The following is a 13,815-nucleotide window of genomic DNA, read 5'->3' as shown; positions in this document are numbered from 1 at the left end:
TTGTTTCCAGATGAAATCTGATCCGGTTCGATGGACACATTTCGCGCATGTCTTCGGTTCCGATCAAGCGCGCTCGATCGGGTTGGGCCGGTGCGGGGAGGTGCTTGTCGCCGGCGGCGCCGCTAGCTGGCCTTGCGGCTTCGGCGTGGACGTTTCGGCTGGGGCACGGAAAGGGTGGGGACCACGGGTGCTTCCTCGCGGTCGTACCAGCCGAGGATGGTCGAAATATCGAAGGCGGCGACCTTCAGCAGCGCGAGCGTTTCTTCGAGCGACAGGTGCGGTGCGTCGTCGATCACCGCCAGATACGGGATGGTGAGCGCCGCCACCACCTGGCCGCTGAACCCGAAGATCGGGCAGGACAGGTCGGACACACCCGCCAGCCGCGAGCTCTCGATCGATTCATAACCCTGGGCGCGCACCTCGGCCAGGCGCTCGGCGAGCTGGCGGGAAGGGGGCGCGCCCAGCACTTCCAGCCGGCGGGCCTCGTCCATGAACGCCAGCAGCACATGCCCCGAGCAGCTGGTCTCCAGCACGATCTCGGTACCCAGCCGAACGGCGAAGCCGGTGGGGCCGGAACTCTCCTGGCGCGCGACGATCAGGCCGCGGTCGCCATTGACGACGGCGAGGTGGCAGGATTGCATCGTTTCCGCGGCCAGGGCGTGCATGCGCGCCGCCGCGACATAGGTGAGCTCCTGCGCCGGCGTCGCGCGGTGCGCGAGCTCGAGCAGCTTGTAGGTCACCCGGTAGCGGTCGTTCGTCGCATCCTTGTGCAGCCATCCCCGGCGATCCAGCGCGACCACCACGCGGAAGAGCTCGCTCACCGAGCGGCCCAGCCGCTGCGCGATCTCGGTGATGGTCAAGCCGAACGGCTCGTTGCCGAGCAGCTCGATCACGTCGATGCCCTTCTCCAGGGCGGGCGCGCTGTAGTTGGGCGCGGCGGACTTGTCGTCCGGCTTCGCCTGCTTCTTGGCCGGCTTGTTCTGCGATGCGGGCTTTGGGGGCATCAGGCGACGCTAGCGCAGCAAAACCGGCTTGTCATGCCGGCACTGACTGGAGATCCGTCAGTTCCGCGACGAAGTCATAGGCGTCACCGCGATAATAGGACTGGGTATATTCTACCGGCCGCCCGTCGCCGAGGAAGCCGCACCGCTCGATCAGCAGCCCCGGCGTGCCCGCATCGACATCGAGCAGCCGGGCCTGGGACTCGGTGAAGGGCACCGCGCGCAGGCGCTGCAGCGCGCGGACCGGCCGGTGATCGGTGCGGGCCAGTGCCGCGTAGAGCGATCCCGAGACCTCATGGATCCCGCCCAGGCAGAAGCGGGGCACCGTCGAGAATTCGAGCGCCATCGGGGCGTCGTCGGCGATGCGGATGCGGTGGAAGCGCAGCACCGGCTCGCCGGGCGACAGGTTGAGGTGCATCGCCTCGGCCGGCGTGACCGTCCCCTCCGCGCGCAGGATCCAGCTGCTGCGCGCCAGCTGCCGCCGCGCCGCCACTTCCTCGGAAAAGGAGCTGATCCGCGAGAAATCCTGCTCGATCCGCCGGGTGACCGTGGTACCGGCGCCCTGCCGCCGGGTGAGCAGCCCGTCCTCGGCCAGCTCCGCGATCGCCTTGCGGATGGTGATCCGTGAAAGGCCATATTCGGCGGCAAGGTCGCGTTCCGGCGGCAGCGTCGCACCGGGTTTGAGCCGCCCCTCGGCGATCGCCGTGCGCAGCAGCCGGGCGAACTGGGCGTAGAGCGGCTTGCGATCCCGCAGCACCAGCATGCCCAGCGAGGACCCGGCGTACGCCGCCGCCGGGGCAAGCACCGCGCGCGGTTGCGGGCCGAGCAGCGGAATGCTCGCGCTCATGCCGCGACTCGCGTGTCGACGAGACCAATTGCATCCTCGGCATGGCCTCTCCGCTGCCCGCACGGTCGCGCCGCGCCCAAGCCTCGATCGTCCATTCTGCCCCCTCATCCGGCTCTGGTTTTCAGGCGTAACATCAAGATCAATCTGACAAATGCCACGTTTCATTTTCATATGCAAAATTAGTTTCCAAAAAACCGTTGCGTGATTGGTTCGTTCGTGGTTACACACTGGTCCCTAGGCGCCCCGAAGCTCGGATTCGCAGAACCGGTCGGGAGAGGCGCTGCAGAACAATTCTGTATCCGCAGGAAATGCCGGGCTGGCGGTGCCAGTCCTGCGATGCAAGCGAGGGGGGTTAAACGAATGAATCTACGGCTTAAGTTCCTGGTCGGTACGGCGCTTACCTGCGCCGCGGTTCCGGCCTATGCGCAGGATTCCGTTCCTTCGCGCGACGACGGCGAGATCGTCGTCACCGGCATCCGCAAGAGCCTTCAGGACGCGATCGAGACCAAGAAGCGCGCCAATTCGATCGTCGACGTGATCAGCGCCGAGGATGTCGGCAAGCTCGCTGACAGCAACGTCGCGGAATCGCTGTCGCGCCTGCCGGGCGTCACGGTCGACCACCAGTTCGGCGAGGGCGAGCAGCTCTCGATCGCCGGTGTCGAGCCCGCGCTGAACCGCCTGACCATCGACGGCCACTCGGTCGCCTCGGCCGACTGGGGCGGCAACCCTTCGGATCGCTCGAGCCGTTCGTTCAACTACTCGCTGCTCTCGCCCACGATCATCAGCCAGGCAGTGGTCTACAAGACCCCCGAGGCACGCCTCCAGGAAGGCGCGATCGGCGCGAGCGTCGACATCGTCACCCGCAAGCCGCTCGACCTGAAGCCCAACACCGTCGCGCTGACCGGCGGCGGCGAGTATAACAGCCGTGCCAAGCGCGGCAGCTTCCGCGGCTCGGCGCTGTACAGCTGGCACAATGAAGACGAGACGATCGGCTTCCTCGGCGCGGTCAACTACGACAAGGAGCAGCTCAGCCGCGCCGGCTCGGCGGTCTATTGGTATCGTACCGGTGATGCGCTGCTCGATCGCTATCCGAAGGACGCCAACGGCAACATCATCTACGGCGCGGACGGCCGCGTCACCAGCGGTCCGACGCTGAACGGCCAGCTGCCCAACGCCGCGATGATCGCCGAGTTCAGCAAGGCGCGCGTCGCCTCGTTCCTCGCTCGCGAATTCTTCAAGCAGGAGCGCGAGCGCATCGGCTTCTCCGGTGCGATCCAGGTTCGGCCGGCCGACAACCTCACGCTCACCGGCACCGCGTTGGTCATCCGCGGCAATTACGACAACCTGTCGAACTCCGAATATACCTATGGCTATGAGGGCTCGCTCCTCCAGAGCGCGACCTATGCCGACGGCATGGTCACCTCGGCGACCTTCGCTGGCATCACCAGCGGCAATGGCGCCACCGGCCAGCTCGACACCAACTTCCGTCGCACCCGCGTCAAGAACGACTCGCTCACCTTGATGTTCGACTGGAAGCCGGGCGACTGGGTCGTCACCGGCAACTTCGGCGGCACCCGCGCCTCGGGCGGCAAGGATCCGGAATATCTCCTCGATTTCCGCACCAAGCAGGGCTTCACCTCGGGCACCAACGGCCAGGACACCTATGTCAACTGGCAGTATCCGGCGAGCGACGCTTCGCGCTGGCTGAGCAACTACACGGCGCTCGGCGGCGAGAACCAGAGCGAGGCGGCGGTGCGCGCGGCCAATGGCGGCAACCCGTTCTTCGGGCGCCAGATCGGTGGCATCACCTACGCCGAAAAGACCCGCGACAACGAGCTGTTCGGCCAGGCGGACGTCAGCCGCAAGGTCAATCTCGGCCCGATCACCGAGATCCTGTTCGGTGCGCGCTTCGCCAGCCACACCAACAGCAACACCACCGTTGGCGGCGCGACGTTCACCAACCAGAACTTCACGCTCGCCGATCTCAACCCCTATGTCCTCGACAGCAATCTGTATGATGGCCTGGGTGTCAGCGGCAACGGCACGCCCTATGCCACGCTCGATGCCGATGCGATCCGCGCGACGCTGGAGAAGTACGGCAATATCAGTGTGAGCCGCGGCCTCTCGAAGGACCAGTATTTCCACGTCAAGGAAACGATCGTCTCGGGCTATCTGCAGGCCAATTTCGAGGCCGGCCGTTTCCGCGGTAACATCGGCGGTCGCTATGTCTTCACCCGCGACCAGTCGCAATTCTACGTGCAGAGCGGCGGCGTATTCGCACCGACCCAGGTGAACACCGACGACAACCGCTTCCTGCCGGCCGCGAACCTGATCTTCCAGGCGGGCGAGAATGTGGTGCTGCGTGCCTCGGCGGCGAAGGTGATGGCGCGTGCGCGCTACTCGGATCTCGCAGGGTCACTCTCGCTCGACGACACCACCCGCTCGGGCAGCGGCGGCAATCCCGATCTGAAGCCCTATGCGGCTACCAATTTCGGCCTCTCCGCCGAATGGTATTTCGCCCCGGCGAGCTACATCTCGGGTGAAGTCTTCTACCGCGACGTGTCGAACTATATCGGCAACGCGGTGCAGGACGGCGTCAGCCTCACCAACACGGTGACCGGCCGCACGCTGGAATACTCGATCTCGCGCCCGGTGAACGGCGGCAAGGCGAAGGTCACCGGCTTCTCGCTGACGGCCAACGCCAATTTGTTCTGGGGCTTCGGCATCCAGTCCAACTACACCTTCACCGACGCCGATACCGGCTCGCCCACCGGCCTGCCGTTCCTCTCGCGCGACACCTTCACGCTCGTGCCCTATTTCGAAAAGGGCCCGTTCCAGGCGCGTGTCAGCTTCAACCGTCGCTCGAAGTATTTCTATCGCTTCGGCCGCCAGCAGTCGCAGGACTACACCGACGGCTACAGCCAGCTCGACGCGTCGATCTCGTACAACCTCACCGACAAGCTCCAGGTCAGCGCCTCGGCGTCGAACCTGCTCGACGAGACCTATTACCAGTACAGCTCGGATCCGAAGTTCCCGACTTCGGTCTACAAGAACGGTCGCGTCTACTCGCTGAGCGCTTCGTTCCGCATGTAAGTGTGCCCCGGGCGCGGCGGCGTTCTCGCCGCGCCCACCCTTCCCAAGTCCCTTTGCGATGCCGGTGTCTCCAAGTCTGGCATCCCACACTAGCCGCCCCTAGCTCTGCTAAGGGCGGCATTTTTGTGTGTGCGCTGGTGCACGCGGGGCGAGGAGATCTTCTCGCGGTTCCAGGGTGGGCCGAAGGTCCAAAACCTCGTCACCCCGGCCTTGTGCCGGGGTCCACCAGCGGCGAGGGCAGAATTCGAGAGTTCCGGTTCAGCGCGTGCGGCACCGTGGACCCCGGCACAAGGCCGGGCCGACGGCGGGAGGCAGGCGATGACGATCTTTCCATGGCAGAGGCTGGGTGGGAGCTGCCTGTCCGCTCCATAGGCACGACTTGGATAGCGGACAGATCGCATGTTACCTTTGGAAATACTCGCTGTCGTTCTCATCGCTGCATTGCAGACCTTCGAAGCGCCACCGGAGCCGCTGAAGGGCCAACTCCAATCGGCTATTTGGATGGATCTGCAGAGGAATGCGATGATCGGTAACGGCGCTCGCCTGGCCTCGCTTTGGTATCAGGCGGGAAGTGACACCGCTCCGAACCTCCACATCCAGGCGCTGGCATGCGCGAAGAGTCGCTCTGGTCAGCGGTGCTCGTTTGTCCTGTATCGTGACGGCGGTGCGGTCAGGGTAATGAATGAGACGGCTCCGGATACCTTGGCTTGTGTCGCTGACTTTGTGCGAGCGGATGGGGCATGGAGTGTTGTTCACACGCGTCCCCCTAGAAAAGGGGGCCACACCAAGACTTCCGTGCGATGTAAGACCTGAACGTCATAAGCGACTGCTTTTGACCCTGTTCAGCTCCAGCTCGAACGATCGACTTTGGGGCGTGAGCTGCCGTTCGAAGAAGTCTCGCACCGACGGCAGCTATGGCGTGGTGGAGTCCAAAAGCGGATTGGCAGCTAACGGTCCACTCCCGGCCCGAACGGCACAATGACGGCAATCTCGCCGCTGGCGCACCGGGTTAAGGCACGAATTCGGGTGCCAGCTTCCCGACGATGCCGTTCTCGTCGCCCTTCTCGCGCCGGGCGCTTGTCGGCGTGCCGCTGCAAAGCGGCAGGAGCGCCGCGTAGACGCTGTTGTCTAGCCCATATTGCGTGCCGGTGTTGCCGTCGAAATTGCTAACCTCTTCGCGGATCAACCGGAGGCCGTCGAGGCGCCCTTGTGCGATCGTCACGTCGTAATAGGCGGTGCGATCGGAATTCATGATGTTCTTGCCGCACCGCATCACGGCAGCGGCCTGCAGCATGTCCGCGCCGGAACCGGTCCGCGGGAAGACGAAAATGCCGACGCGGAGCTCATCGCCGCTGCGTTTCAGCGTGTTGAGATCGGCAACCACCACCGTGCGATACCCCGGCGAGTTCAGCACCACGAAGTCATCGGCGCGCGCCTGCGACGCAGAAAGCAGGGCCACAAACGATGCCGAGACCGCACTCATCGTCCCCAATTTCATCTTGCCTGCCCCCTGGTCCCAAGCCCGCCAATCGATCCTGCCAGCGAACGAAAGGCGTCACAAGCGCTCGATATCCGGGCGTGAGCGACCGGTCCGCTTTACGGGCCCACGTCCTGGTGGGCGGCAGGGCGCCGCCCGCGCGTCATGACCAGGCGGAACACCACCCCAACCACCAGCCAGCCGCTCAGCAGCGCATAGGGCCGCCAGTCCGCTTCGAAGCCGACCAGGATCAGCGCCAGCGCACAGAGCGTGCCCGCATAGGAAACCAGCCGCATCGGGCCCGGGGCCAGCTTGAACGCGGCGGCCGCGTACAGCTCGGGATGGCGCTCGGTCACGCGCGCGGCGGACAGGCAGATGCTGGCATATTTGAGCAGGTTGGGGATGTTGACCGCCAGGAACAGGAAGGTCAGCTCCATCGGCAGGAACAGCCCGACACAGCCGATCGCGAACACGGCGATCAGCGCGACATAGGGCGTCTTCCAGCGCGGATGGACCCGGGCAAAGGCGGCCGGGAGCATGCCGGCGGTGCCCATCGCGTAGAGGCTGCGGCTGAACATCGCGAACATCGCGTTGAGCGACTTGCCGATCGAAAGCACCGCGGCGAGCACGATCAGCGGCGTCGCCACCGGGCCCATGAACTGCTTTGCGGCGTCGAGGATCGGCGCCTGGCTCGCGCCCAGCGCCGGTGCGCCGAGCACGCCCAGCGCGACGAAGCCGACCGCGAGGTAGAGCAGGGTGGCCGATCCGATCGACAGCGCGATGCCCAGCGGAATGGTCCGCCGGCTGTTGGCGACTTCGGCGCCCGCTTCGGTCGCTGCCTCGATGCCGAAGAACAACCCCATCAGCAGCGGGGTTGCCGCGATCATCCCCTGCCAGCCCTCAGGGAACATCGGCTCGAAATGGTCGAAATTCACCGCCGTCGCGCCGCCCCAGGCCACGAAGATCGCGAACAGGATCAGCATGCCGGTCAGCAGGATCTTCTGCGCGCGGGTGGCGATATGGACGCCGAACAGGTTGAGCAGCAGCGCCAGCAGCAGCGCCAGGAACATGGTCGGCTTCACCGGCAGCGGCACCAGCATCGAAGCGTAGCGGACCAGCACCAGCGACAGCACCACCATCGCCCCCATGTTCGCGATGATCCGGGCCCAGGCGATGAAGAAGCCCCAGTTCGGGCTCAGGAAGCGGGCAGGCCAGGCGAAGGACGCGCCCGACACCGGCAGCGCCGAGCCGAGAAAGGCGTAGCTGACTGCGATCAGGTACATCGGCAGCGCGGCGATCAATGCCGAGAGCAGCATTGCCGGTCCCGCGATCGCGGCGGCCGGGGCGATAGCCGAGAAGATCGAGACGCCTACCGCCGTCCCCAGCCCCATCGCGATCACGCCGCCAAGGTCGATGCCCTTGGCCAGCTTCTCGTCGCCCGCGCCCTCGCTCACTGCGCGGCGCCTGCGATCAGGAAAGCGCGGATATCGGCGACCAGCTTCTGCCAGCTCGCATCGTCCGAATAGGCGACATGGCCGGCGGGATAGCGCGCGTTCCGGTAGTGCTCGGCGGGAAGCGCGGACTGGGCGAACAGATAATCGGCGGCGCCCACGGTGGTGGTCAGGTCGAACAGCCCGGTACCGACGAACAGGCGCATCCTGGGGTTATCGGCCATGTTCTTCTCGAGCTGCGCCATGAACGGCCAGTCGTTGAACGGGGAATCGCCGGCGCCATAGGCCCAGTCACCGGGGAAGCGCGCGATCACCTTGTAGGCCGAGGGGTCGGCGACGCCGATCCGCTTGAGCTCGCCCAGCACCGCCTTGCCGTACAGGTCGGAGACTGCCGAGAAAGCATCGGGGCCGACGATCTCGCCGGCATTGGCGGGGCGCGGCGCGGTGTAGCGCGCGTCGTAGCGGCCGAGCACCTTGCCCTCGGCGCGCAGCAGCTCGGTGCGGAACTGCTCCTTCGAGATGCGCAGGTCGTGCGCCAGATAATAGGCGCGCGGGATGCCGGTCAGGTCTTCGAGCTTGGTCGCGATCTCGACGCGGGTGGCGGTGTCGAGCGCCGCGCCGCGGAACAGCGCGTTGAGATAGACAGGTCCGAACGCGGTCGCCTCGGCGGCGCTCGCAGCGGGATCGCAGGCGGCGGGGCGCTTGTGGTGGTAGCAGGCGATGGCGGCGAGCGTCGGCAGCGAGATCGGATAGGTGATGACGTTATCCGGGCGCTGCGACGTCTCGATCATGTTGAGCGCCTGGCCGAGCAGCAGCACGCCGCGCACCTGCAGCGCGGGGTCGCGCAGGCGCAGCGCCTCGACCATCGCGGCGGCGCGGATCGTTCCATAGCTCTCGCCCAATATGTAGAGCGGCGCGCCGGTGCGGCCGTGCGCGGCCAGCCAGGCCAAAGCGAGCTGCGCCACCGCATCGGCATCGCCCTTCACCGACTGGTAGGTGCCGCGATCGGCATCCTCGGCGAAGCTCGAGAAGCCGGTGCCGGGCGGATCGAGGAAGACGAGATCGGCAAGGTCGAGCAGGGTCGCAGGATTGGCCGAGACACTGGCGTCGGCGGGCAGCGGCGCGGCCGGGTCCTGCGGCACCTGCGCGCGCATCGGGCCGAGCGCGCCCATGTTGAGATAGGCCGAGGCGGCGCCCGGGCCGCCGTTGAAGATGAAGATCACCGGCCGATCGGCGCGCGCCGGGCCGGTATAGGAGATGTATCCGGCGGTCGCGTCCTGCTTGCCCGGCTTGCTGGCGACGGGCACCAGCCCGACCTCGGCCTCGACCTTCACGGTCTTCCCGGCGACCTTCACCGCCTGCTCGCTGCGGGCCTGGACCTGTGCCAGCGCGGCGTTGCCGCTCAGCAGGGCGGCGGCAAGCGCGGTTCCGGCCAGCAGCCGCCTGATATTCCCCCGCATGCTCATCCTCCCTGTTGTTCCCGATAGCGGATCAGGCCTTCGGTCAGGGCCTGCAGGCCATAGTCCACTTCCGCCGGTGCCCGGGCGAAGCCGATGCGGATATGCCCAGGCGCGCCGAAATACTCGCCGGGTGCTACGATCACGCCGCAGCGGTCCGCCAGCCATTCGGAAAAGGCGATGCTGTCCTCGATGCCGACCAGCCGGGGGAAGGCGATGCAGCCGAAATCGGGCAGAGCGCCTTCGAACAGCCCCTCTTCGAGCCAGTGGCGGTGATAGGATTCGATGATCGGCCGCGCGCGCGACATGATCCGGCTGCGATAGCCATCGAACATCTTGGGCTGCTCGAGCACCAGGGCGGCGAAGGCGTGGGCGAGGTTGGAGACGCCGAAGTCGATCTCCTCGGCCAGCGCGCGGATCCGCGCCATCCGGCCGGGCTCGCCGACGATCCAGCCGCAGCGCAGGGTACTGAGGCCGTGCGACTTGGTGAGGCTGCTCACGCTGATGAGTGCGGGCGACAGGCTGGCGGCGGGCAGCGGGCGCAGCGCCGCGTCGACATAGTCGCCATAGACCTCGTCGACGATCACGCTGATCCCCCGCGCCTCGGCGATATTGCCGATCGCGATGAGGGTCTCGCGGTCCAGCGCCATGCCGGAGGGGTTGTGCAGGTCGGACAGCACGATCAGCCTGGTCCGCGGGCCGATCCGCGCGGCGAGCTCGTCGGGGTCGATCGTGAACCGGTCCCCGCGCCGCTCGAAGCGGTCGACGCCGAAGCCGTGGGTCTCGGCGATCTTGTGGAACAGGTCGAAGCCGGGGTTTTCCACCAGCACCCGGTCGCCCGGCGCCAGCATCGCGCGGTAGATCAGCGACAGCGCGCCGGTCGCGCCGGTCGTGCACAGCACCTGCTCCGCCGGCACCTGGTAGCGGTGGGCGAGTTGCTCCACCACATAGGGATTCCCGCTGGCGAAGGCGCTGGTGTAGCGCGAGGTGATCGGTTCCGAGAATCCTTCGAGGATGATCTGGCGCAGCAGGTCGAAGGGTTCCGGCACGGAACTGTCGAACAGGCTCACCAGCAAATTGCGCTCCGAACGGACGGCGCGGATCACCCGGCGCACCCAATGCGAATAGGATTCCCCAACCGGCGCCCCGGCGCCAGGGATATCCGCTTCGCCCAGGGCCGCGGGGGAAAGGTCGGTAAATTCCGGCCGGTTCATGTTCTGGTTCGTTTTCCGTCCGTGCCTGGGGTCAAGCCTGTGGGGTGCCGCCCGGCATTGTGCCGGGCGGCCGAGGGATCACTTGAGCTTGATGGTAGCGCCGACGAAGAAGCGCCGCCCGAGAATGTCGCCATAGGCGATCTGCGGGTAGGACGGTGCCTTGTCGGTGAAGTTGTCGACGCCTGCCCGCAGCGCGAAATTGCCGAGATCATACTGCGTCGAGATGCTGTGCACCACGTTCGCATCCAGCATCGGCGTCGGCGTCGTCTCGATCGTCGCGTTCGCCGCCGAGCGGGTGCGCCCGCGATAGTCGAGCTGATAGGTCAGCCGGAACGGCCCATTCTCATAGACCGCGTTGAACTGCCCCACCCATTTCGGGCTGAGATAGGTGTCGTCGGTCCGCGTGAAGGTCGTGCCGGTCACCGACCGCGTCAGCAGCGCATTGTGCGTCGCCACCGCGCGCAGCCCGAGCTTGCCGATATCGCCGCCGCCGAACACATCGGCCAGCGCGAAGCGATAGTCGATCATGTAGGTCTCGCCGCGATACTTGATCACGCCGGCGTTGAAGGTGGTGGTGGTGCCGGTCAGCACCGAGCCGCCGATCGCCGTCGCGCTCGGATTGGCGATGCGCGAGAAGGCGCTGCACACCGCCGCGTCCGGGCTCGCTTCGTCATAGCAGGCCGCCATGAAATCCTCGGTCGTGAAGGGCGACAGGCCGTCCTTCAGGTCGATCTGGACGCGGTCCGCGCTGATCGTCAGCCCGGGCACGAAGCGCGGCTGGAACACGAAGCCATAGGTCAGCGTGTCCGAGATCTCGTTGCGCAGGCCGGTATTGCCGCCGCTGGTGATCGTCGCGATGCTGAAATTCTCGGCCGGATCCTGGAAGCGGGCGAGCCGCTGGGCGGCGCTCAGCCCCGCGCCGGTGCCGTCGGGATCGACGCCATAGCCGGGGTTGGCGGCGAACAGCGCCAGGCAGTTGGCCCGGCGCGCCGCCGGATTGGGCCCGCTGTTGATCCGGTCGGCATCGCAGGGATCGAAGCCCACCGAGCCGAGCCCGCTCGAGGTCGGCGCGAGCAGCTGGGTCAGCGTCGGCGCGCGGAAGTTTCGGCTGCGCGAGCCGCGCAGGGTCAGCCCGCCGGTCACTTCCCAGCGCAGCCCGACGTCCCACACATTCTCGCTGCCGGCGAGCGAGTTGTCGACATAGCGGAACGCGCCCTTCAGCTCGAGCGCCTTGACCAGCGGCAGGGTGAAGCCCTTGCCGATCAGCGGGATCGAAAGCTCGGCCGAAAGCTCGTCGGTATTGTAGCCGCCGGACTGGGCGACCTGGGTCGATCCGTCGCCGAAGGTTCCCTGCAAATTGGCGGCGAGCGGCGAGAAGCGCGCCTTCTCGTCGCGATGCTCATAGGCGGTGCTGAACGCGACATCGCCCATCGGCAGGCTGAACAGCGAGCCGCCCAGCGTCGCGAGCAGGTCGACCTGCTCGTTGGTCCAGTCCATGCCCGCACGGGTGCTCACATAGTCGCGCGCCGCCTGGCTCACATTGCCGCGGCCGAACGGATTGATCGGGGCGCAGCTCGCATCGTCGTTGGTCGTGATGGCATCGGCATTGATCGCGCAGACCACCTTGCCGCCGCTCAGCACCGCGTTGATCGCGTTGTTGTAGCGGCTGTTGATCACTTCCCAGGTGCGCTGCTTGCCCTCGACCCGGCCATAGCTGCCCGAGACCGACCAGTAGAAGTTGCGCGCCCCGATATCGAAGTCGCCGTCGAGCGTGACGAGCGCGCGATAGGTGTCGGTGGTGGTGGTGCGGGTGGCGTCCGGCACCAGGTCGTAGAAATACTTGGACAGGTACAGCGGCGCGCCGGCGGCGAAGGTCGGCGAGATCGCGCTCAGCGCCGCCTTGGCCTGGGCGGTCAGGAAGCCGTTGTTGATGGTGAAGGCGATCGGCCCGGCATAGGTGCCGGCGTTCAGCGTGGTGCGGCTGTTGCCCTGCGGGATCTCGCTGCCGGTGGTGCGTGCGAACAGCAGCTCGGTCGAGATCTTCATGCGATCGGTCAGGTCGTAATGGCCGATCAGGTTGGCGGTGTAGCGCTCCACGCCGGTGCGCAGGCCGGCCAGTTCCTGATAGGCGAAGCCGTCGCCGCCCGAGGCGAAGGGAATGCCCTGGATCGTGCCGGTGTTGTAGGCGACGACATTGCCCGCGGAATCGAACTGCAGCGCGCTGCCGCTGGCGTTGCGCGCCAGGAAGTTGGGCGGCGGCGCCGGGCGGGTGAAGATCACGCCATTGCCGTTGAACGGCCAGAAGGCGGCGTTGAAGATCTCCTTCACCGAAGGGATGCCGTCGCTCGGGCCGGTATCGGCCGAGTTGCTCACGGTCAGGCGGCCGAGATTGGACAGCGGGCGATCCGAGAAGCGCAGGATCGGCGACTTGGACCAGCCCACATCGATCGCGACATTGCCGCGGCCGCCGGCGAAGTTGGTTCCGGCGGTGCCGCGCAGGCTGTAGGTGGCGTAATCGCCGCGGCCCGAGATGCCGGTCTGCCCGTCGAGCACCAGCCCGGTGAAGTCGCTCTTGAGGATATAGTTGACCACGCCCGCGATCGCGTCCGAGCCGTACACGGCGGCGCCGCCGCCCTGATAGACTTCGACGCGCTCGAGCAGGCCGAGCGGGATGATGTTGGAATCGACCTGTGCGTCACCCACGCCGCCGGGATCGCCGATGCCCGAGCTGCTGGTGACCATGCGGCGGCCATTGACCAGGGTCAGCGTGCGCCCGGCACCCAGGCCGAACAGGTTCGGCGCTTGGATGCCCGATCCGCTGGCCTCGCCCGATCCGTCCGCCTGGTTGAGCACCGGAACGTTGGAGGGCAGGTCGTTCAGTGCGTCGGCGGCGCTGGTATAGCCGCGATCGATCACTGCCTGCTGGCCGATCACGGAGACCGGCGCGGCATTGTCCGATTCCGGGCGGCGGATGCGCGAACCGGTGACGATGATCGGCTCGCCGGCTTCGCTTGCGCCAGTGTCCTGCGGCGCGGCCTGCTGTGCCAGTGCCGGCATCGCGGCCATGGCGGTGAACAGCGCCGTCGATGCCATCAGCCGGCGCGCGATGCGGGTATGTGTGTTTGTCATGCTACCCCTTGCTCCCTGAAATGCGTTCCGGTGGCCTGTGCGGCTCTTTCCCGGATCCGCATCAGAATAGGCGGGCGGCGCGGAATTTTTTGCCGAAGCCACGCCCGGGAGCGAAAAATATGAAACAAATTCGCAATGTCTGGGCG

The 13,815-nt window shown here is 66.5% G+C and carries 8 protein-coding genes; 1 reads left to right on the top strand and 7 read right to left on the bottom strand.

The window, feature by feature from the left end; genetic code table 11:
- Positions 1-122 precede the first annotated feature (122 nt).
- A complete protein-coding gene (locus AAHM44_RS03775) occupies positions 123-1,004 on the bottom strand; it encodes an IclR family transcriptional regulator (RefSeq protein ID WP_269576306.1) in 882 nt (293 codons plus the stop codon).
- Between the two features lie 31 nt (positions 1,005-1,035).
- Positions 1,036-1,764, bottom strand: a complete 729-nt coding sequence (locus AAHM44_RS03770; RefSeq protein WP_342249101.1) for a GntR family transcriptional regulator — start codon at positions 1,762-1,764, stop codon at positions 1,036-1,038.
- 444 nt (positions 1,765-2,208) lie between these two features.
- On the opposite strand from AAHM44_RS03770, the gene AAHM44_RS03765 reads away from it, so the two are divergent.
- Positions 2,209-4,941 (top strand): TonB-dependent receptor, encoded by a 2,733-nt coding sequence (locus AAHM44_RS03765; RefSeq protein WP_269576305.1) that lies wholly within the window; start codon positions 2,209-2,211, stop codon positions 4,939-4,941.
- 1,009 nt (positions 4,942-5,950) lie between these two features.
- Here the strand turns inward: AAHM44_RS03765 and AAHM44_RS03760 are convergent.
- From AAHM44_RS03760 to AAHM44_RS03740, 5 genes are all read right to left on the bottom strand, one after another.
- Positions 5,951-6,439: a hypothetical protein gene (locus AAHM44_RS03760; RefSeq protein WP_342249072.1), complete on the bottom strand. Its 489-nt coding sequence runs from the start codon at positions 6,437-6,439 to the stop codon at positions 5,951-5,953.
- Positions 6,440-6,537: 98 nt separating this feature from the next.
- The gene (locus AAHM44_RS03755) at positions 6,538-7,872 is read right to left on the bottom strand and encodes an APC family permease (RefSeq protein ID WP_342249071.1); all 1,335 of its coding nucleotides are present in this window, start codon (positions 7,870-7,872) and stop codon (positions 6,538-6,540) included.
- Entirely contained in the window at positions 7,869-9,329 is a 1,461-nt protein-coding gene (locus AAHM44_RS03750; RefSeq protein WP_342249070.1) for a S10 family serine carboxypeptidase-like protein, read from the bottom strand. The genes AAHM44_RS03755 and AAHM44_RS03750 overlap by 4 nt, the downstream gene beginning before the upstream one ends.
- 2 nt (positions 9,330-9,331) lie before the next feature.
- On the bottom strand, positions 9,332-10,540 hold the full coding sequence (locus AAHM44_RS03745) for a pyridoxal phosphate-dependent aminotransferase (RefSeq protein WP_184168799.1): 1,209 nt from the start codon (positions 10,538-10,540) through the stop codon (positions 9,332-9,334).
- 78 nt (positions 10,541-10,618) lie between these two features.
- Positions 10,619-13,669, bottom strand: a complete 3,051-nt coding sequence (locus tag AAHM44_RS03740) for a TonB-dependent receptor domain-containing protein (protein WP_342249069.1) — start codon at positions 13,667-13,669, stop codon at positions 10,619-10,621.
- Positions 13,670-13,815: the final 146 nt, after the last annotated feature.

Source organism: Sphingomonas sp. OTU376 (genome assembly GCF_038440415.1).
GTDB classification, from domain to species: Bacteria; Pseudomonadota; Alphaproteobacteria; order Sphingomonadales; family Sphingomonadaceae; genus Sphingomonas; species Sphingomonas kyeonggiensis_A.
Note: the sequence above shows the minus strand (reverse complement) of the source record. Positions and strands in the feature narration are given on the sequence as shown.

Coding starts and splice junctions, on each gene's coding strand:
- AAHM44_RS03740 (WP_342249069.1), bottom strand. CDS start 13,669: ATGACAAACACACATACCCGCATCGCGCGCCGGCTGATGGCATCGACG.
- AAHM44_RS03765 (WP_269576305.1), top strand. CDS start 2,209: ATGAATCTACGGCTTAAGTTCCTGGTCGGTACGGCGCTTACCTGCGCC.
- AAHM44_RS03760 (WP_342249072.1), bottom strand. CDS start 6,439: ATGAAATTGGGGACGATGAGTGCGGTCTCGGCATCGTTTGTGGCCCTG.
- AAHM44_RS03750 (WP_342249070.1), bottom strand. CDS start 9,329: ATGCGGGGGAATATCAGGCGGCTGCTGGCCGGAACCGCGCTTGCCGCC.
- AAHM44_RS03770 (WP_342249101.1), bottom strand. CDS start 1,764: ATGCTGGTGCTGCGGGATCGCAAGCCGCTCTACGCCCAGTTCGCCCGG.
- AAHM44_RS03775 (WP_269576306.1), bottom strand. CDS start 1,004: ATGCCCCCAAAGCCCGCATCGCAGAACAAGCCGGCCAAGAAGCAGGCG.
- AAHM44_RS03745 (WP_184168799.1), bottom strand. CDS start 10,540: ATGAACCGGCCGGAATTTACCGACCTTTCCCCCGCGGCCCTGGGCGAA.